Annotated in this window: 21 protein-coding genes and 1 pseudogene; 14 read left to right on the top strand and 8 right to left on the bottom strand. The window is 62.6% G+C overall.

Going from position 1 to position 17,342, the window contains the following annotated elements:
- Window positions 1-256: 256 nt before the first annotated feature.
- Complete coding sequence (locus tag AC1D1N_RS11555; RefSeq protein WP_477348639.1) at window positions 257-2,308, bottom strand: elongation factor G; 2,052 nt, start codon at window positions 2,306-2,308, stop codon at window positions 257-259.
- Window positions 2,309-2,562: 254 nt separating this feature from the next.
- A complete protein-coding gene (locus AC1D1N_RS11550) occupies window positions 2,563-3,420 on the bottom strand; it encodes an alpha/beta fold hydrolase (RefSeq protein WP_112560988.1) in 858 nt (285 codons plus the stop codon).
- A 148-nt stretch (window positions 3,421-3,568) separates the two neighbouring features.
- Here AC1D1N_RS11550 and AC1D1N_RS11545 point away from each other — a divergent pair, with 148 nt between their 5' ends.
- Together AC1D1N_RS11545 and AC1D1N_RS11540 are read left to right on the top strand one after the other, a co-directional pair.
- A complete protein-coding gene (locus AC1D1N_RS11545) occupies window positions 3,569-4,120 on the top strand; it encodes a methyltransferase family protein (protein ID WP_477348638.1) in 552 nt (183 codons plus the stop codon).
- Between the two features lie 36 nt (window positions 4,121-4,156).
- On the top strand, window positions 4,157-4,552 hold the full coding sequence (locus tag AC1D1N_RS11540; protein ID WP_477348636.1) for a (R)-mandelonitrile lyase: 396 nt from the start codon (window positions 4,157-4,159) through the stop codon (window positions 4,550-4,552).
- A 126-nt stretch (window positions 4,553-4,678) separates the two neighbouring features.
- On the opposite strand, the gene AC1D1N_RS11535 is transcribed toward AC1D1N_RS11540, so the two are convergent.
- The gene (locus AC1D1N_RS11535) at window positions 4,679-5,881 is read right to left on the bottom strand and encodes a pyridoxal phosphate-dependent aminotransferase (RefSeq protein ID WP_477348635.1); all 1,203 of its coding nucleotides are present in this window, start codon (window positions 5,879-5,881) and stop codon (window positions 4,679-4,681) included.
- 276 nt (window positions 5,882-6,157) lie between these two features.
- Here AC1D1N_RS11535 and AC1D1N_RS11530 point away from each other — a divergent pair, with 276 nt between their 5' ends.
- Window positions 6,158-7,051, top strand: a complete 894-nt coding sequence (locus AC1D1N_RS11530) for an EAL domain-containing protein (protein WP_477348634.1) — start codon at window positions 6,158-6,160, stop codon at window positions 7,049-7,051.
- Window positions 7,048-7,908, top strand: a complete 861-nt coding sequence (locus AC1D1N_RS11525) for an EAL domain-containing protein (RefSeq protein WP_477348633.1) — start codon at window positions 7,048-7,050, stop codon at window positions 7,906-7,908. Before AC1D1N_RS11530 ends, AC1D1N_RS11525 begins: the two co-directional genes overlap by 4 nt.
- Before the next feature lie 381 nt (window positions 7,909-8,289).
- On the opposite strand, the gene AC1D1N_RS11520 is transcribed toward AC1D1N_RS11525, so the two are convergent.
- Complete coding sequence (locus tag AC1D1N_RS11520) at window positions 8,290-8,502, bottom strand: cold-shock protein (RefSeq protein ID WP_015316174.1); 213 nt, start codon at window positions 8,500-8,502, stop codon at window positions 8,290-8,292.
- 298 nt (window positions 8,503-8,800) lie between these two features.
- Here AC1D1N_RS11520 and AC1D1N_RS11515 point away from each other — a divergent pair, with 298 nt between their 5' ends.
- The gene (locus AC1D1N_RS11515) at window positions 8,801-9,127 is read left to right on the top strand and encodes a hypothetical protein (protein ID WP_477348875.1); all 327 of its coding nucleotides are present in this window, start codon (window positions 8,801-8,803) and stop codon (window positions 9,125-9,127) included.
- Window positions 9,128-9,147: 20 nt separating this feature from the next.
- On the opposite strand, the gene AC1D1N_RS11510 is transcribed toward AC1D1N_RS11515, so the two are convergent.
- Entirely contained in the window at window positions 9,148-9,717 is a 570-nt protein-coding gene (locus AC1D1N_RS11510) for a methylated-DNA--[protein]-cysteine S-methyltransferase (RefSeq protein ID WP_477348632.1), read from the bottom strand.
- Between the two features lie 178 nt (window positions 9,718-9,895).
- On the opposite strand from AC1D1N_RS11510, the gene AC1D1N_RS11505 reads away from it, so the two are divergent.
- Both AC1D1N_RS11505 and AC1D1N_RS11500 read left to right on the top strand, forming a co-directional pair.
- Window positions 9,896-10,831 carry a transglycosylase SLT domain-containing protein gene (locus tag AC1D1N_RS11505; RefSeq protein WP_477348630.1) on the top strand — a complete coding sequence of 312 codons (936 nt, stop codon included), beginning with the start codon at window positions 9,896-9,898 and terminating at the stop codon, window positions 10,829-10,831.
- A gap of 5 nt (window positions 10,832-10,836) precedes the next feature.
- Window positions 10,837-11,325: a GNAT family N-acetyltransferase gene (locus tag AC1D1N_RS11500; protein ID WP_352556480.1), complete on the top strand. Its 489-nt coding sequence runs from the start codon at window positions 10,837-10,839 to the stop codon at window positions 11,323-11,325.
- A 201-nt stretch (window positions 11,326-11,526) separates the two neighbouring features.
- On the opposite strand, the gene AC1D1N_RS11495 is transcribed toward AC1D1N_RS11500, so the two are convergent.
- Complete coding sequence (locus AC1D1N_RS11495) at window positions 11,527-11,871, bottom strand: hypothetical protein (RefSeq protein ID WP_477348628.1); 345 nt, start codon at window positions 11,869-11,871, stop codon at window positions 11,527-11,529.
- Window positions 11,872-12,030: 159 nt separating this feature from the next.
- Here AC1D1N_RS11495 and AC1D1N_RS11490 point away from each other — a divergent pair, with 159 nt between their 5' ends.
- From AC1D1N_RS11490 to AC1D1N_RS11480, 3 genes and pseudogenes are all read left to right on the top strand, one after another.
- Entirely contained in the window at window positions 12,031-12,768 is a 738-nt protein-coding gene (locus AC1D1N_RS11490) for a DUF899 family protein (RefSeq protein ID WP_477348873.1), read from the top strand.
- A 304-nt stretch (window positions 12,769-13,072) separates the two neighbouring features.
- On the top strand, window positions 13,073-13,537 hold the full coding sequence (locus AC1D1N_RS11485) for a cupin domain-containing protein (protein ID WP_477348627.1): 465 nt from the start codon (window positions 13,073-13,075) through the stop codon (window positions 13,535-13,537).
- Between the two features lie 360 nt (window positions 13,538-13,897).
- A pseudogene (locus AC1D1N_RS11480) lies at window positions 13,898-14,209 on the top strand (cupin domain-containing protein); the annotation flags it as partial.
- Window positions 14,210-14,216: 7 nt separating this feature from the next.
- On the opposite strand, the gene AC1D1N_RS11475 reads toward AC1D1N_RS11480, so the two are convergent.
- Window positions 14,217-14,537 carry a DUF1476 domain-containing protein gene (locus AC1D1N_RS11475; RefSeq protein WP_477348625.1) on the bottom strand — a complete coding sequence of 107 codons (321 nt, stop codon included), beginning with the start codon at window positions 14,535-14,537 and terminating at the stop codon, window positions 14,217-14,219.
- Between the two features lie 232 nt (window positions 14,538-14,769).
- Here AC1D1N_RS11475 and AC1D1N_RS11470 point away from each other — a divergent pair, with 232 nt between their 5' ends.
- The 3 genes from AC1D1N_RS11470 to AC1D1N_RS11460 all read left to right on the top strand — a co-directional run bounded on the left by AC1D1N_RS11470 (window position 14,770) and on the right by AC1D1N_RS11460 (window position 16,087).
- Entirely contained in the window at window positions 14,770-15,159 is a 390-nt protein-coding gene (locus AC1D1N_RS11470) for a DUF6152 family protein (RefSeq protein WP_112560976.1), read from the top strand.
- Window positions 15,160-15,621, top strand: coding sequence for a DUF6644 family protein (locus tag AC1D1N_RS11465; protein WP_477348623.1), 462 nt, complete (start codon window positions 15,160-15,162; stop codon window positions 15,619-15,621).
- Window positions 15,622-15,694: 73 nt separating this feature from the next.
- Window positions 15,695-16,087 (top strand): RidA family protein, encoded by a 393-nt coding sequence (locus tag AC1D1N_RS11460; protein ID WP_477348621.1) that lies wholly within the window; start codon window positions 15,695-15,697, stop codon window positions 16,085-16,087.
- A gap of 4 nt (window positions 16,088-16,091) precedes the next feature.
- Here the strand turns inward: AC1D1N_RS11460 and AC1D1N_RS11455 are convergent, their stop codons facing one another.
- The gene (locus AC1D1N_RS11455) at window positions 16,092-16,874 is read right to left on the bottom strand and encodes a hypothetical protein (RefSeq protein WP_477348619.1); all 783 of its coding nucleotides are present in this window, start codon (window positions 16,872-16,874) and stop codon (window positions 16,092-16,094) included.
- A gap of 77 nt (window positions 16,875-16,951) precedes the next feature.
- Between AC1D1N_RS11455 and AC1D1N_RS11450 the strand changes: the two genes are divergently transcribed.
- A complete protein-coding gene (locus AC1D1N_RS11450) occupies window positions 16,952-17,296 on the top strand; it encodes a hypothetical protein (protein WP_477348617.1) in 345 nt (114 codons plus the stop codon).
- The last annotated feature ends 46 nt before the right edge of the window (window positions 17,297-17,342 follow it).

Below are 17,342 nucleotides of genomic sequence, written 5' to 3'. Positions count from 1 at the left end.
TAACATGTCGCAGGCGCGATTCATCGTTTAAGCAGATCATAGGACGCGGTGTGGTTCGTCCGGGAGATGGGGGCATCACTCGGAAGATCCGGGCTCAGGCGGCTACCGCGTCCGAACCTATTCGTCTGCCTGTGCCGTATGGCGCGGCGGATACATGCGGCGGACCTGCCGTTTTCCTCCCAAGAAGACGGTCCGCAATAGGAGCGGCGTCCGGATCGTCCGGGCGCCGTTTTTTGTGCGGATCAGCCACCGCCTGTCAGGCAGCCTTGCCGTTGGCGTTCATCGCCTCGTCGGCCAACCGCCCCGTAAGCTCGGCCATATGATCGAAGGCACAGCGATAGCTGGCGACGCCGGCGGTCGCCGAGCGCAGTTCGATGATCAGATCGCCGATCTCGGCCTGCGGCATGGTCGCCTCGACGACATCCCATCCCGGCCAGTCGGGCCGCGCGTCGTAGCCGAGGATCTGGCCGCGCCGCTGCGGGATCAGCGCGATGATCTTCGAGGTGGCTTCGGACGGGGTGACGATCTCGACCTTCATTACCGGCTCGAGCAGCACCGGCGAGCACGCCGCCATGCCTTCCTTCATCGCGAGTTTGGCTGCCATCTGGAAGGCCATGTCGGATGAATCGACGGCATGGTAGGAGCCGTCGGAGAGGTTGACGGCGACATCGACCACAGGGAAGCCGAGCGGGCCGGATTTCAGATAATCGCGCACGCCGGTTTCGACCGACTGGATGTAGGTCTTGGGCACGACGCCGCCGGTGATGGTGTCCGAGAACTGGAAGCCGGAACCGCGCGGCAGCGGCTTGATCTCGATCACCACATCGCCGAACTGGCCATGGCCGCCGGACTGCTTCTTGTGGCGGCCGCGCTGCTGCACCGTCTTGCGGATCGTCTCGCGATAGGGGACGGCAGGCGCGTGGCCTTCGACCGGGATCTGGTTCTTGCCTTCCAGCCGCTCGCGTACGACCCGCAGATGCATCTCGCCATGGCCGGACAGCACGGTTTCGGCCGAGTCCTGATTGTGGCGCAGGGTGAGCGAGGGATCTTCCTCGGCCAGGCGCTGGATGGCCGCCGACATCTTGACCTCGTCCTTGCGCTCCTTGGGCCGTAGCGCAAAAGCAAAGACCGGCTGCGGCGGCGTCAGCGTAAGCAGCGGCTTGATGCCGCCCTTGGTGGAGCTCAACGTCTGGCCGGTCTTGACCTCGTCCAGCTTGCCCAGCGCCACCGTGTCGCCAGCCTTGGCGGCGGTGAGCTTGGACTGGTCCTTGCCGAGCATCTTGTAGATGCCGGAGACCTTCGCCGTCTCGCCGTTCGACAGGAAAAGCTCTGTGGCGTCGGCGAGCTGGCCCGACAGGATGCGTGACACAGACAGCTTGCCGCCATGCGCGGTGTGGATGGTCTTCATCACCTGGACGACAGTCTGGTTGCCGTCCGGGACGCCGAGTCGCTTGCGGGTCGCCTCGACATCCGGCGCGTCATGGCGGATCGCCTTCAACAGACGCAGCACGCCATTGCCCTTTTCGGCGGTGCCGATCAGCACCGGCGTTATGACGCCGGCGCGCAGGTCGGCGGACAGATCGTCGAAGACCGCGTCTTTCGGCGGTTCGATCTCCTCCAGCAACTGCTCCATCAGCTGGTCGTCGTGATCGGCGAGCGTCTCCAGCATGGAGAAGCGGGCTTCCAGCTCGCGCGCCTTTTCGTCGCCCGGAATCTCGGCGACCTGGCTTTCGGCATATTCGCGGTAGATGTAGGCGCGCTCCAGCGCCAGGTCGATCGAACCGATCACCACACTGTCTTTGCGCAGCGGAATCTGGCGCAGCAGCAATGGTGCCGCGCTCGTCGGCTGCAGCATCTTCAGCGTGTCGCGCACGCCGGCGATCGCCTTGTCGACCTTGTTGAGGAACAGGATGCGCGGCACGCCGAGATCATCGAGCTTGCGCATGATGAGCTGCAAGGCCGGGATCTTCTTCTCGTCGGCCTCGGCGACAACCACGGCGAGGTCGCAGGCGGCCAGCACCGGCTCGGCCTCGAAGGAGAATTCGATCGAGCCGGGACAGTCGACGAAGGTGAGTTGCTCGCCCATGAATTCGGTTGTGGCAAAGGTCGCCTCGACGCTCATGGCATGAGCGCGCGCCTCTGGCGAATGATCGGAAACGGTGGTTCCCGATGAAACGGGATTTTGGCGAGGGATGGCGCCCGTACGGGCGAGGATGGCTTCGAGAAGTGTCGTCTTACCGCTTGCAAAGGGACCGACTATGGCAATGCATTTCGGTCCCGTGCGTCGTCCTCCGGCGCGAGTACCCATGGCTGACCTCCACTCAGGCGTTGGCCTTGGAGTACGATCAGCAAAAGTGGAAACGGTTTTGCGCCGATCGCACCCTGTTTTGAGCGGCGGCCGGCCTGTTCGACCGTCGCGGGCGGGGTTGTTTTCATTTAGCCACCTGCCCAAACCCATCGTCCCACGGGTTAGGCGGCAGGGCAAGGAAAATAGAAATCGGCGTGCGCCGCCGTCAGGCGGAGAGGGCGGGAAGCGGGATTAGAAAACTTGTCGGGAGGTTTTCAGCGGCCCTGGCTTCGCCGCGCCGGCGTGGCTGCACTCTGCTTCACCACCGTTTCGGCGTAGCGCGACAACAGCGGGTTGAACAGGTTTGGGCGCTCCCAGAAAGGTGCATGGCCGGCGTCCGGGATGACATGGCACTGTTCCCACAGCGAGGCATAGGCCACCGTCTCGAAGTAGCTCAGCCGCACCAGCGGATCATGCTCTCCATTGATCACCGCGACCGGGAACGGGGCGTGTTCGACCACCTGTTTCTGGTCGGCGCCCTTGCCGGCAAACATGCTGCGCGCCACGCCGGCGCGCAGCCTGCCGTCGGTGCGCCTTATGGCTTCACGGAACGACGGACTGGCGGTGTCGCCGAAGCAAAGCGCCTCAAAGCGCTCGATGTCGCGTTCGGAGTAGACCTTCTTGGAGGTGAGCAGCATGTCCCAATTGGCGTGAAAGCCGCGCAGCATGCCGAGCGGTCCCCTCGACACCGGCGGCGCCCCGGTCAGAACCAGGCCGTTCACCGCGTGGTGAAAGCTGGCGAGTTCGATCGCCACATGGCCGCCGAGCGACCAGCCAAAGATGATGGCGCGGTCGATGCCCAGCGAATCGAGAAGGCGGGCTGTGGTCTGGGCGAGACCGGTAATCGTGTAGGCGGTTGCCGGGTCGCGGGCATCCGATGACTCGCCATGGCCGGGAAGATCGAAGGCGATCAGCCGATGGGCATCGGCGAGCGGACTGTCGAACTGACGGGCAAACACGGCGCGCGAACTGCCCGAGCCATGGATCATGACGATGGGCATGCCGGATCCCGACGACTGGCTGAGCCGCAAATCGGCCTGCGGCGTGCGGATGGTGCGGTCAGTGATGCTCATGCTGGATTAGACCTTCAGATTTGCCTGAAGGCCAACATCGCATCGCGGGCTCTATATGTTCTTTAAACATGTGGTTAAGAAAGGATTTCTAGAAATCGACCATCGGCGCGCCCACCGGCTCCATGGCAACCACCGCGGAATCCCGACAATGGAACCAGTTCTCGATCTTCTTGTCTCGATCTGCAGCATCGCGACGATTGGCCAGTATGTTTGGTCGATGCGGGCGCATTTCCAACTGCAGGCCATGTCTCCAGGCGCCATGGCGATATCGGCGGCGGTCATCGCCACTGCGCTGTTCTTTCTCGCCATACTGTGGACCCAATCGCAGCCGGTTTCGGCAAAGCTCACCGGACTTGCCGTCGAACTGGCGAGCTCTGCCCTGTTCTGGTGGGCGATTGCCACGTCGCGCAAGGCGCGGCTACGCTTCATCTTCGCGCCCGACGATCCCCACAGCCTGCTGACCGACGGCCCTTACGGCTATGTCCGCCACCCGTTCTATACGTCCTACATCATCTTCTGGATCGGATGGGGGATCGCGACGTGGTCGATCTGGGCGGTGGTGCCGGTCGCCGGGATCGCCATCCTTTATGTGTTTGCCGCGCTCGACGAAGAGAAGAAATTTTCGCGTACACCGCTTGCCGACTCGTACAAGGCCTATCGGGGGCGTGCCGGCCTGTTCTGGCCGCGGCTGGGGTGGTAGGCAAGGGGCACGGTTTGCCGGATTGAGGATCGCCAGATGAAGATCATTGCCTGCGGCAGCGTGCCGACCATCATCGCCCCGGACAAGTATTTCACCGGCCGCGTGCTGCAGACGCCGATCATCGAGAGGCAAGCGCCGGCGCGGCTGCGCGCCACGCTGGTCAGCTTCGAGCCCGGCGCGCGCACCCACTGGCACACGCACCCGCTCGGCCAGACGCTCTATGTCACCGCGGGCGCCGGCCTGGCGCAGACATGGGGCGGGCCGATCCAGGAGATCAGGGCCGGTGACGTCATCTCGTTCGAACCCGGCGAAAAGCACTGGCACGGCGCAGGTCCGAAGACGACGATGACCCATGTCGCCATGCAAGAGGCGCTGGACGGCGTCCATGCCGATTGGATGGAAGCGGTAACCCCTGAACAATATGGCGGCTGAGCGCATCGCGGGCGAAAGCGGGACGCACGAACTCTTCGCCACCGGCCGGCGATGCTGGAGCAAGAGGCGTAAGGCGCCAATAAACCCGGCGGTGACGCCGGGTTTTTCTGTTTCAGGCTGGCCTGATCAGGTCAGCGATGCCGTAAAGCGCTGGATGCGCGTGCAGGCTTCCTCCAGCAGCGTCTCCGACGTGGCGTAGGAGATGCGGAAGTTGGGGCCGAGGCCGAAGGCCGAGCCGAACACCACCGCGACACCCTCGGCTTCGAGCAGTTCGGAGCAGAAGGCCTCGTCGGTGTCGATCACCTTGCCGGCCTTGGTCTTCTTGCCGATCAGCTCGGCGCAGGACGGATAGACATAGAAAGCGCCTTCCGGCGACGGGCAGCTTATGCCGCGCGCCTGGTTGAGCATCGACACGACGAGATCGCGCCTCCCTTGAAAAATCGCCTTGTTCTTGGCGACGAAATCCTGCGGACCGTTGAGTGCCTCGACCGAGGCCCACTGCGCGATGGTGCAGGCGCCGGAGGTCTGCTGGCCCTGGATCATGTCCATCGCCTTGATCAGCTGCACCGGACCCGCAGCATAGCCGATGCGCCAGCCCGTCATGGCATAGGCTTTCGAGACGCCGTTCATGGTTAGCGTGCGCTCGTAGAGCTTCGGCTCGACTTCGGCGATGGTCTTGAAGACGAAGTCGCCGTAGGTCAGGTGCTCGTACATGTCGTCGGTCAGCGTCCAGACATGCGGATGCTTCAAAAGCACGTCGGCCAGTGCGCGCAGCTCGGCTTCCGTGTAGGCGGCGCCCGACGGGTTCGAGGGCGAGTTCATCAAGAGCCACTTCGTCTTCGGCGTGATCGCCTTTTCCAGCACGGCCGGCGTCAGCTTGAAACCATTGTCGATCGAGGTGTCGGCAAACACCGAGGTGCCGCCGCAGATCGCCACCATTTCGGGGTAGCTGACCCAGTAGGGGCGGGGGATGATGACCTCGTCGCCCGGGTTCAGCGTCGCCATGAAAGCGTTGAACAGGATCTGCTTGCCGCCGGTGCCGACAATGGTCTGCTCGGGCTTGTAGTCGAGATTGTTCTCGCGCTTGAACTTTTTGGCGATCGCTTCGCGCAGCGGCACGATGCCCGAAACCGGCGGGTATTTGGTCTCGCCACGGCGTATCGCCTCGATCGCCGCATTCTTGATGTTGTCGGGCGTATCGAAATCCGGTTCGCCGGCGCCGAGGCCGATAATGTCACGGCCGGCATTTTTCAGCTCGCGGGCTTTCTGCGTCACCGCGATGGTGGCGGAAGGCTTCACGCGGGAAAGGGTGTCGGCAAGAAAGGCCATGACCAGATATCTCCAGAGGGGTCGGCGCAGCCGGGAACAGCTGCGGCGCTTCTCATGTCGCATCAACCCGCCAAGTGCAAGCATTGTCGGATGAGCCAGGGGTCAAGGAGGTGTGAAGATCGGCTTTGGAACACCGCCTGCGCCGGGATTTCTCCTCGTTCGTGTGAAGCAATCCACAGAGCGCATCCGCGGCAAGAATAAATTCATCAACGGCCGCTAAAACCTTTGACGGCAGGATCGCCAGCCATTTCGCCTGTCTCGCGGAGCGAGGGACCCTTGTCGCGCAGCATCGGGCTTGCCCACATCATTCGTAACGATGACGGCACCTCTTCAGGTGTCTGGGGCCTCTACACCCTGCAGAGCGCCTTCCAGCCGATCTTCGCCTTCAAAGAGGGCAAATTGTCGGTAGTGGCGTTCGAAGGGTTGATCCGGCCGTTTCGTGACGGCGAGCCGCAATCGCCGATGAATTTTTTCTCGACCTGTCCGGCCGGCGACCGCCTGCATATCGAGGCGCTGACGCGCACGCTGCATTTGCTCAACGCCGGCGCCTGCCTGCCACAAGAGGCCTCGATCTTCGTCAATTTCGACCCGTCGGTGTTCACCGAACGCTCCGTCGTCGACAACGCGCTGCGCGACATGCGCCTGGTGCTGCACGAGGCGGGGATAGATCCGCGCCGCATCGTGTGCGAGGTGACCGAGCAGAGGTCGGCGTCGCAGGAAACGCTTTACAGCTTCGTCGAGGCGCTGCGGGCCAATGGCTTCCGCATTGCTGTCGACGATTACGGCGCCGATGAATCCGACATCAACCGCATCAAGGAACTGAAGCCGGACATCGTCAAATTCGATGCGCACTGGATCACGCAGCTGATGGAGTCAGGCGCCGGCTTCGCCCTGTTGACCACCATGGTGACGAACTTCGAACAGCAAGGCATCCGCACCGTGTTCGAGGGCATCGAGGAGGGCTGGCAGCTTGAACTGGCCGAGAAATCGGGCGCCTCGATGGTACAGGGTTTCGTGCTGGCGAAGCCGGAACTGGCGCCGACCAGCTTTCGCGTTTTCGGCAAGGATGCACAGGCACCTGCCGCGGCGGCCGAGCCAGTCAAGGCGCCTGCCGGCCGAACCGCTTCAGCGCGGCCGGGCCGGGTGTTCGGGCGCAGGACCGGGCCATGACCGGGCAGCGCGAGCGGCGGCGCGATGTCGGCGAAGCGGTCTTCGCCGACGAGGTCGGCATCGAATACGGCGTCTATGGCGCGTTCCGGTTGAAGAGCGCCTACCAGCCAATCTTTGCGCCACGCGGCGGCGCGTTGGCCGCGGTCGCCGTCGAGGCGCTGATCGAACCGCACCGCGCTGCCATGCCGGTTGCGCCGGCCGTGTTCTTCGACAGCGTCGCGGCGGGCGACCGCCTGTTTGTCGAGACGATGTGCCGGATGCTGCATCTGAGAAATTTCCGCAACATCGGCGTCGATGGGCTCGACCTGTTCTTCAACTACAACCCGATGATCAACGATCATCTCGGGCGTGCGCTGGCCGAGATCCGGCTGATGACCCGGCATCTCGGCGATCTCGACCTGCACCCCGGCATGCTTGTCTGCGAAATCACCGAGCAGGCCGCCGACGATCATGTGCTGGCCCCGCTGGTGCGCGAGATGCGGCGCCACGGCGTTCGCATCGCCATCGATGATTTCGGTACCGGCCATTCGACCGCCGAGCGGATGAGCCTGCTTCAACCGGACATCGTCAAGATCGACGGCGGCTGGTTCGCCGAATTCTGCCGCCACACTGCCGCCGAGCGCTTCTTCCGGCCGCTTGTCTCGTCGCTGCACGATCGCGGCGCCAAGGTGCTGGTCGAAGGCATCGAGCAATCCGTGCATCTGCGCGTCGCACTGGATGGCGGTGTCGACCTGCTGCAGGGATATCACCTTGGCCGCCCGGCGCTCGCAGGTACGATCTTCAACCAGCAGCCGCTGTCGATCGAGGCGCTGCTGGGCGCTGACAACAAAGTGGTGCCGTTGCATCTGCGGCGTTAATGAGGAGCGTCCTTCTCCCCGTTCACGGGGAGAAGATGGCGGCAGCCAGATGAGGGGCGGCGCCGGCTTTCATAATTGGTCTGGTGACGGGGCAGTCCTTCCGCGTCGGCGCTGCCCCTCATCGCCCTGCCGGGCACTTCTCCCCGTGAACGGGGAGAAGGACGCTGTATTGTCTGAACCCCAGACAAACAAAAAGGCGGGATAAATCCCGCCTTCCCATTTTCGGTAGCCTGATCGGGAGCTTTAAGTCCGGGCTGGCAGCTATCTGCTGATCCAGCTGGTCGGGTCTTTCCACTCCAGCGCGCTTCTCGCGCGACTGTCAGTACATCCGTGACTTGCCGCGCGCCCCGAACTCTCGTCCGGCGCGCGCTGTTTGCAAAATCAGGCTGCCTTGCTCAGAGAACCAGCGGACGACTTGCCAGTGCGGCGGTCCTGCTCGATCTCGAAGTTGATTTTCTGGCCTTCGACCAGGGTCGACAGTCCAGCGCGCTCGACAGCGGAGATATGGACGAAAACGTCCGCGCCGCCCGAATCAGGCTGAATGAAGCCGAAGCCCTTGGTGGCGTTGAACCACTTGACCGTACCAGTTGCCATATAAATAGTCCTCGCATTTGCTTTGGTTTGACCGAACCGAGGTTCAGCCGGTGTGTATCGAGATTTTGGAGATAGACGTCAGCAAACGCGAAGATCGCGAGGCCCGGATCGATCGGCCGAAATATCAATGGACCTGATATAGGCGGGTTTTGCACCAAAAACAAGATGGGTCGAAAAATGGCGCCGCCGCGGCGCCGCCCAAAGGCCGCCCCAATCGCATGAAAGCGTTGAGCAATCGGGAAGATCGGGGCGCCCCACGGCGTTAGTCCGGTTTTGGGAGACAACCATGAAAACCGTCGTGAAAACCATTCTGCTGGCTGTCTGCCTGACGCTGGCGGCCGCCGAAGCGCAAGCGATTTCGCGCTACGACCCCACTCGTATGAGCTGCGACAGGGTGCAGGGCACGATCGCCCGCCAGGGCGCGGTGATCCTGCGCTATCAGTCCAGGCGCGTGCCGGGGCTGCCGCTCTTCGACCGCTACGTGCAGAGCCAGCAATTCTGCAACATCGGCGAGGTCAGGAAACGCGCCTATGTGCCGAGCACCGATACCGAATCCTGCCCGGTCTATCTCTGCAAGCGGATCGAGAACGACCATTTCCACCGGCGGTTCCTGCGGCGCCACTAAGTGGTTCGGGTTCTKATTTTTCAGAACCCGAACGACACCTGGGCCGGCGGTGGCGGGCCGACGCGCACGCCTTCCATGGCCAGCATCTTTTCCTTGGTGGCCGAGCCGCCGGGCGCGGAGAAGCCGCCGATCTTGCCGCCCGCGGCCAGGATGCGGTGGCAGGGGATGACCAGCGGCACGGGATTGGCGCCGAGCGCTGCTCCGGTTTCACGCGGCAGGCCGGGTTGGCCCGCGCGCTTGGCCAGTTCGCCATAGGTGGTTGTTTCGCCATAGTGGAGTTTTCGCGCCGCGTCGTAGATGGCGAGGCGGAAGTCGTCGACGCCGTCCAAATCAACCGGCACGCCGGAGAAATCGACGTCCTCGCCCGAGGCATAGGCTTTGATCGAGGCGATGAGCTCGACGACCCATTGCGGCTGCTCGGTATTGGCGGCAACACCGGCATGGCGCATCAGCCGGCGCTCCACCGCTTCGCGGCTCTTTTCGGGCAGGCAGAGCCGGATCAGGCCCTTTTCGCTCCAGGCGATGCCCATGAAGCCGATCACTGTTTCTAACACTGCGTGGCCGGCTGTGATCGAAGATGCCGTTTCCATGATGCGCTCCTTTCCGCAAAGTGGCGAAAACCGGCATACCGACCGGTACATATGCAGAACAATATGGCATCTGGGCCCAGCTCTTGCCACCCGAAAACCACCGGATAGCCCCGATTGCTCACCAGGAATCGCTGGTGTAAGGACTTCTTAACAACCCGACAAACCGGACCCGCGCGGCTTGCCAGCAAAATTCAACCTTATTGCGATCTGCGTGATCGTCGGTGCTGCTGCACTCAGCGGCTGCCAATCGACTTCGCAGGTGAAGGCTACGCCTGCGCTGACTGAAACCGCGACCGCTGCCGGCAGCGATGCCGGCTTCACCGTGCCGCTGCCCGACACGGTTTCGGTGCTGCCGCAATCCTCAGGGGTTACACCCGTCCAGGCGGCCGAAGCGACACCCGCCACGCCGGCACTTGATGCCGCCGCGCAGCCGGTTGTTGCAACCGCGGCTTTTGCCGGCGCGACGCCGACCGTGGCAGCCATGCCCGCCGCAATGACCGCCAATGCCTGGCAGGCGCCTGCGCCTGCCAAAGCCGGGCAGCCGGTCACGGCTGAGACATACACGACCGCCGGGCTGGTCATGCCGGCCACCGCCAAGGGCGGTCAGAAAACCTTGCCCGGCGTGCAGCAGGTGGCCTATGTCGGGCCGCAGAATCCGGCTGCCCTGGTGCAGTTCCCCGCCGCGCCGCTCAACCCCGCGCCGGCAGAAGAGCACGCCACCGGCATGCGCGGCGACATCGACCAGCTGATCCAGAAATACGCCGCACTCTACGAGGTGCCGGTCGATCTGGTGCGCCATGTCGTCAACCGCGAAAGCACCTACAATCCCAAGGCCTACAATAACGGCCATTGGGGCCTGATGCAGATCAAGCACGCGACGGCGCGCGGCATGGGCTATGACGGGCCGGCCAAGGGCCTGTTCGACGCCGAGACCAATCTGAAATACGCGGTCAAATATCTGCGCGGCGCCTGGCTGTGTGCCGACGGCAACGCCAAGAAGGCCGATTGGCTCTACCAGACCGGCTATTATTTCGACGCCAAGCGCAAAGGCCTGCTCGAGGTCACCGGCCTCGGTGTCGACCGCAAGCGCCGCCGGCTGCAGCCCGACGCCTGAGCGCCATGCCTGAACCGCGGCCGCCGGCTCCAAACGACATCCGGCTGCGCAAGATCCTCGACGAGACACTCGTTGCACCGCACTGGCCGGACGGCTTTGCCATGCGCTGCTTCGAACATGGCGACGCGCAACCCCTGCATGCGCTGCTGAGCGAGGTGTTCGATGACGGCACCGATGGCCCATTCGACGAATGGTGGCCGCGTATCTCAGGTGATGCCGAATTCGACCCGGCGCTGTGTTTCCTGGTCATCGACGCCAAAGGACGGCTGGCGGCGGCAGCGCTGTGCTGGACGAGGGCCTTCGTCAAGGACCTCGCCGTTCACCCCGAGGCGCGCGGCAAAGGCATTGGCGAAGCGCTGATGTGGCAGGCTTTCAACGCCTTTCGCGATCGCGGCGCCCCCCATGTCGACCTCAAGACCAACACGGTCGAGAACGCCGCAGCGCTCAGGCTCTACGAGCGGCTGGGAATGATTCAAGTCCCTTGGGAAGGCTAAAGCGGCTGTTGAAAACCTCCGGATTGTGAACTGCTTCACATAGGCCGCTGCAACCGGGTGCTACCTCACCATCCATGCCTTTCGGCCGATGGCGGATCGACGACTGGCAGATGTGGAGGGGCTGCACCGGCATGTGTTCAGCCACTCCTTGGCGGGTCCCAGGCGGGGGTTTGGGGCCCGCCAGTCGTTTACAACTATCCTTCAGATATCAGGTGCATTGCCGATCTTCTTCTTGAGATCGAGCGCCCAGGCGCGGCCCTCGTCGCCGCCCCACAGCAGCCAGGCGATGGTGCCTGCCGACGGATTGTCTTCATTGCCGTAATTCTTGCCGCGCTTGTCGACCTCGTGGCGGGCGAAATAGCTGACCATGCGGCGGATGGTGGATGGCGCCAGCTTTTCGCGGTTCTTCAGTTCGGTGGCGCGGGCGACGCCGATCTCGGTGCCGCCGCGCCCGAACTGCTTGCGCAGCCTCAGCCCCTTGGCGGCGTTATCTGCGACGATCTGCGGACAGCGCAGGTCGATCTCTTCGGTGTTTTGCTCGCGCATGTGTGCTCCCTGATCCCCGGAGATCTAGCTGACGGGAAGAATACGGCAAGGTGGGCTCGTTTCCCGGATCAAGAATGTCGGAACCAGTCGAGTTGGCTCGTCCTTGGGTCGTAGAGCAATCCGCACCGGGACGCCGGCGCAATGGCCAAGGAGACGATCATGATCACCTTCCCCAACGAATCCGCTAGATATCGCACCGCGCGTGAAAAACTCCTGCAAAGGGAAATCGAACTGCGCCGCGCCATGGAGGCCGTGGCTGTCGCCAGGCGCGCTTTGCCGCCAGGCGGGCTGGTGCCGCAGGACTATGTCTTCGACGGGCTTGGCCCTGACGGCAAGCCGGCGCGGATAAAACTGTCGGAGCTGTTCGCGCCGGGCCAGGATTCGCTGATCCTCTACAACATGATGTTTCCGCGCCATCCGCAGGAAAAGCGCGATGTGGCGGCCAGCGGCGAGACCGCGAAGCTGGCAAGGCAGGACCAGCCGTGCCCATCCTGCACGGCGCTGCTCGATCAGCTCGACGGCGCCGTCGGCCATCTCGAAGGCGCCGGCTTCAATTTCGCCGCGGTCGGCAAGACCGCGCTGGAAAACATGGTTGCGCTCGGCCGCGATCGCGGCTGGAGGAACATCCGGCTCGTTTCCTCAGCCGGCAATACCTTCAAGCGCGATTACCACGCCGAGGCCGATGACGGTGCGCAACTGCCGCTGATGTCGGTGTTTCATCGCGATGCCGACGGGATCAGGCATTTCTGGTCGTCGGAGCTCGGCTTCGCGCCGACAGATCCCGGCCAGGACCCGCGCGCCATCGGGACCTGCGAGATCCTGTGGAATTTGATGGATTTTACGCCGGAGGGCCGGCCGGATTGGCACGAACAGCTGCAGTATGGGTGTTGTCATTGAGGGTGGCGCGGGGCGCTCCTGCCCCGGCATCGTTTCAGCTCACTAGGCGCCGGCGCCGCCCCTCATTGCCCTGCCGGGCATTTCTCCCCGTATAGTGACGGGGAGAAAGAAGCCTGCGCCGATGGTTTCGCCAATCACCAGCGTTGCAGAAAGCGTCCCGGCGCTGCGGCCAAGCCCCTTCTCCCCGTCACTATACGGGGAGAAGATGCCGGCAGGCAGATGAGGGGCAGCGCTGACATCTGTTGGCCCGCCCTGTGCGCGGGCGATTGTGACGTAGATTCGATGCGGAATCGAGGAGGAGTGAATGCCCAAGATCGACCTGTCCACCGTGCCTGTCCGCAAAGGCTCCGGCTACCCCGCGCCCTTCGACGCCCCTTGCGCCGACCGCACGCGCAAGCGCCTCGGCGATGCCGGCGGCCTCACCGACTTCGGCGTCAACCTGATGACCCTGCCGCCCGGCGGCTGGTCGAGCCAGCGCCACTGGCACAGCCATGAGGACGAGCTCGTCTATGTGCTGGAAGGCGAACTGGTGCTGGTCGAGGATGGCGGCGAGATGGTGCTCAGGGCAGGCGACTGCGCGACCTTTGCGAAGAACAGCGGCAACGGCCATCACATGATCAACCGGTCATCGACGACGGCGCGCTACCTCGAAGTCGGTTCGCGCAATCCTGACGATGTCATCACCTGTTCCGACATCGACATGATGAGCCCGAGTTCGGACGGCAGGTTCCTGCACAAGGATGGGACGCCGTATCCGGGGCAGGGGTAGGGCAGTCGCCGATGGCGCTCCCCCTCTCCGTCTCGGCTTCGCCGAGCCACCTCTCCCCCATTTCATGGGGGCGAGGAAACGCTAATCGCTGAGGTCGCGGCCTTTGAAAGCTTGGGTTCCTCGCCCCCACAAAGTGGGGGAGAGGTGGCCGCGTAGCGGACGGAGAGGGGGCAGGCGCCGCCATATGCGATCGCCCGTAGGGCGAGGGTAGGCGGCTTTCCGGCGCTCACTGAGCGCCCGGACGACAATGCCGGGCGCTGACGTTCCGCCGGCGCCGCGATAAGCTCGCCGCAAACCCACGAAGGAGGATCGTCATGACCAAACAAATCATCGAAGTGCCGGTGCTGTCGGCGGCGGTGCGGGCGCTGGTCGAGCCAGCGCCATTGGCACAGCCATGAGGACGAGCTCGTCTATGTGCTGGAAGGCGAACTGGTGCTGGTCGAGGATGGCGGCGAGACGCTGCTGCGCGCAGGCGACTGTGCGACCTTCGCGAAGAACAGCGGCAACGGCCATCACATGATCAATCGCTCGACGATGACAGCGCGCTACCTCGAAGTCGGCTCGCGCTCTCTAGACGATGTGATAACCTGCTCCGACATCGACATGATGAGCCCGAGTTCAGATGGACGGTTCCTGCACAAGGATGGCACGCCGTATCCGGGGCAGGGGTGAGCGGAGCTTAGATCGTCCTGATCTGCTCGACCGCGGTCACCAGCAGTTCGTCCATGGCTCGGCGAAGCTCAGAATCCGACTGGGCGATGCCTGCCGCATCGAAATCGGCGCGCACCCTGCGGAACACATCGTCGTCGCCAGCCTCTTCGAAGTCTGAACGCACCACCTCTTTGGCATAGGCGTCGGCGTCCGCACCCGATTTGCCGAGTTTTTCGGCGGCCCACAGGCCGAGCAGCTTGTTGCGGCGCGCCATGGCCTTGAATTTCGATTCCTCGTCCATGGCAAACTTCTTCTCGAAGCCTTCCTGGCGGTCTCTCATGCTGCTCATGGTTTGCCTCGTTCAGATGTGAGTCCGACCTTCATCCGGGGATGAGCGGCCAGGAGGGGCGAGAGTGCCGCGCATGGATGTCATTAGCAAGGCCGGATCGTTCATGCCGGCGATTGATCGGGCGGAAGCCGGAAAATCGAACGTCTCGCAAGCCAGGGGCCCGATGTGATTTGACGTTGCCGCGCCGCGACCTACTCTCTGACGCCTGCTGGATGAATGGAGGAGACGAACAATGCGGTCACCTTTCAAGGGCATTCGCAGCGTCGCGCTGGCAGCGGCGGCGATCCTTGCCGCCGGCACCGCAGCCTATGCCCATCACGGCTGGTCGTGGACGCAGGACGGGTTTTTCGAACTCAGAGGCACGATCAAGGCCATCTATATCGGCAATCCGCACGCCACGCTGGATGTCGACGCGGAGGGAGAGGCCTGGCGGGTGGAGATGGCGCCGCCGTCCCGCACGATCGCCGCCGGCTTCACAGAGGCGGTTGCCAAGGTCGGCGACGAGGTGACTGCGATCGGCAACCGCTCGGTCGATCAGGCCGAAAAGCGTATGAAAGCGGTCCGCATCATCGTCAACGGCAAGACATATGATGTCTATCCCGACCGCGTACCGCCGGCTTGAATGGCCGAGTTCCTCGCCGGCATCGAGCAACTTGCAGTGGCGCGCTGGCTGAAGGCATCCTTCATTGCCTACCCCATTGTCAACGCGCTCCACATACTGTCGATCGGCGCGCTGCTGACCAGCGTCATGCTCATGGATCTCAGGATCTGCGGCGCCTTCCGCTCGCTGCCATACGCGGCGTTCGTCGCGCTGCTGCGCCGCACCGCGTCAGGCGCGTTCGCCGGCGCCCTTGTCACCGGCTCGCTGCTGTTTTCAGTCAAGGCGACCACCTATGCCGCGATGCCGATTTTCCTCGCCAAGATGGCACTCATCCTGCTCGCCGGCGTCAACTTCCTCGCCTTCATGCGCTTCTCCCGCGGAACAGGCGGTGACGAGCCGACCGGCGGCGCCATCCTGGCGATGCTCTCGCTCGTCTTGTGGACTTCCGTGCTTTTCGCCGGGCGGTTCATTGGTTTTCTCTAACCAAAACCGAGCGTCGGCGCTGGCGTTCAGCCTGGAGCAAAGTAAGTTCGCCCCAAACCCACGGAGGATCGTCATGACCAAGGAAATCGTCGAAGTGCCGGTGCTGTCGGCGGCGGTGCGGGCGCTGGGGGTGCCGCTGTCGCTGGTGACCAAGGGCGCGGGGCTGGTCTTCGTCTCCGGCACTCCGCCGCTCGATCTCACGACCGGCAAACTGGTCAAGGGCGACATCGAGGTGCAGACCGAGGCGTCACTGAAGGCGCTGCGCCATTGCCTGCAAGCGGCGGGAAGCTCGCTGGAGAACGTGCTGATGGTGCGCATCTACGCCGCCAATGCCGGCTTCTATAGCGCCATCAACCGCGTCTATGCCAGGCACTTCCCCGAAAACCCGCCCTCGCGCACCTTCGTGCCGGTGGCGTCATGGCCGATGGAGTTCGATATCGAGATCGAGTGTGTGGCGGTGGGGTGAGGAGTTACAGCGTTTTCTTTTCGTCAGCGTCTGGAAGCGATTGGAGCCCAGGCAGTGTCCACAAACTAGCGGCTACGTCATCAAATTGGACGTGTGGGTATTTAGTGTTCAGTCCCTCAAGGATTTCTACATATACTTTATTGTGATCATGATTTTCGGTTAAAATGAATATCAGGGCCGTTGAGCCTGCTTTCATGGCGCCGAAATCATAATCGAATCGGTCGCGCAAAATTTGCATTTGTTCGTCCGTAAGGCGAGCTGCATTGTCCTTGGCGAACTTCGCCCCTCGCACGAGATTTCGAAACGCGAAACAGAAAGTTTCCCAATAAACACGGAAGTTTGGATCCCCCAATTGTATGACGGCCTTGCGTGTCATTTCGTTCAGATGCGCATCCGCGTCGAAATTGGAGAACGCGTCCATCGGTGCATTGACCATGGCATAGTGAGTCAATTGACGGGCTAGGTCGGCTCGATCCTGGAGGAAAGTCTCTTCGAAGAATTGGCGCCTCTTGCGCGAGGTATCCGCTATCTCCTCGCGAAGCCTAGAAATTTCCTTTTGATCATCCCTCCAAATAAAATACGGCGCGGTCACCAACCGAAGTGCAATACCACCGCCGACCACCGCCAGAATCGTCCATGCGAGATAACCTTGATAAGCGGCGTCCATTGCCTCGCCGCGCGCAAAGAATATCGCAGGAGCGAGAACGCCACCAACAATTGAAACTTTGTCAGTAAACAGCACTGAACCGGCAAAGGCGCGGTGAAAGCACTTTCCCAAATAGCCCATTCGGGAACAATGCCCGGATTCTATACCCTTGGGTAGTCACAGGGCGTAGCAGAACTTTCGGCGCTGGCGATTGGGAGATGCAACGCGCCAAGCTTGATGGCACGGCTTCTGCCGCCGTTCGCTTCGGGTTAATCTCAAATCAGAACCGATTGAAGGGGCAAGCGATGGACATTACAAGTGATCAACGTGAAGCGTGGTCAAAGCGGCCTGAGAATCTTGAATGGGAAGGGATTATCGCACCCCACTACAAACGATCCAACGGCGTCGTGGACCTGGAGGCGCTTCATGAGATTGCACGCCTTAATGGACTGATGGACACACGCTCCAAATACGGACAATTAAATGTTGGTCAGGTTGCAATGAATATTAGAAATCGACTTCGTATTCTATGGAAGCGAGGTGCGCTGAAATTGCCAACTTAATAGGGACCGTAGTCGGTTGATGGAAATATATCTGACATTCTGTCTT

It is taken from the genome of Mesorhizobium sp. P2_B5, from assembly GCF_056404775.1.
This window is presented reverse-complemented; position numbering and strand designations above follow the sequence as displayed.

Bases quoted from the DNA above. Each gene is read 5' to 3' on its own strand.
- AC1D1N_RS11555 (WP_477348639.1), bottom strand. From the start codon at position 2,308: ATGGGTACTCGCGCCGGAGGACGACGCACGGGACCGAAATGCATTGCC.
- AC1D1N_RS11550 (WP_112560988.1), bottom strand. From the start codon at position 3,420: ATGAGCATCACTGACCGCACCATCCGCACGCCGCAGGCCGATTTGCGG.
- AC1D1N_RS11545 (WP_477348638.1), top strand. From the start codon at position 3,569: ATGGAACCAGTTCTCGATCTTCTTGTCTCGATCTGCAGCATCGCGACG.
- AC1D1N_RS11540 (WP_477348636.1), top strand. From the start codon at position 4,157: ATGAAGATCATTGCCTGCGGCAGCGTGCCGACCATCATCGCCCCGGAC.
- AC1D1N_RS11535 (WP_477348635.1), bottom strand. From the start codon at position 5,881: ATGGCCTTTCTTGCCGACACCCTTTCCCGCGTGAAGCCTTCCGCCACC.
- AC1D1N_RS11525 (WP_477348633.1), top strand. From the start codon at position 7,048: ATGACCGGGCAGCGCGAGCGGCGGCGCGATGTCGGCGAAGCGGTCTTC.
- AC1D1N_RS11520 (WP_015316174.1), bottom strand. From the start codon at position 8,502: ATGGCAACTGGTACGGTCAAGTGGTTCAACGCCACCAAGGGCTTCGGC.
- AC1D1N_RS11510 (WP_477348632.1), bottom strand. From the start codon at position 9,717: ATGGAAACGGCATCTTCGATCACAGCCGGCCACGCAGTGTTAGAAACA.
- AC1D1N_RS11500 (WP_352556480.1), top strand. From the start codon at position 10,837: ATGCCTGAACCGCGGCCGCCGGCTCCAAACGACATCCGGCTGCGCAAG.
- AC1D1N_RS11495 (WP_477348628.1), bottom strand. From the start codon at position 11,871: ATGCGCGAGCAAAACACCGAAGAGATCGACCTGCGCTGTCCGCAGATC.
- AC1D1N_RS11490 (WP_477348873.1), top strand. From the start codon at position 12,031: ATGATCACCTTCCCCAACGAATCCGCTAGATATCGCACCGCGCGTGAA.
- AC1D1N_RS11485 (WP_477348627.1), top strand. From the start codon at position 13,073: ATGCCCAAGATCGACCTGTCCACCGTGCCTGTCCGCAAAGGCTCCGGC.
- AC1D1N_RS11475 (WP_477348625.1), bottom strand. From the start codon at position 14,537: ATGAGCAGCATGAGAGACCGCCAGGAAGGCTTCGAGAAGAAGTTTGCC.
- AC1D1N_RS11470 (WP_112560976.1), top strand. From the start codon at position 14,770: ATGCGGTCACCTTTCAAGGGCATTCGCAGCGTCGCGCTGGCAGCGGCG.
- AC1D1N_RS11465 (WP_477348623.1), top strand. From the start codon at position 15,160: ATGGCCGAGTTCCTCGCCGGCATCGAGCAACTTGCAGTGGCGCGCTGG.
- AC1D1N_RS11460 (WP_477348621.1), top strand. From the start codon at position 15,695: ATGACCAAGGAAATCGTCGAAGTGCCGGTGCTGTCGGCGGCGGTGCGG.
- AC1D1N_RS11455 (WP_477348619.1), bottom strand. From the start codon at position 16,874: ATGGGCTATTTGGGAAAGTGCTTTCACCGCGCCTTTGCCGGTTCAGTG.
- AC1D1N_RS11450 (WP_477348617.1), top strand. From the start codon at position 16,952: ATGCAACGCGCCAAGCTTGATGGCACGGCTTCTGCCGCCGTTCGCTTC.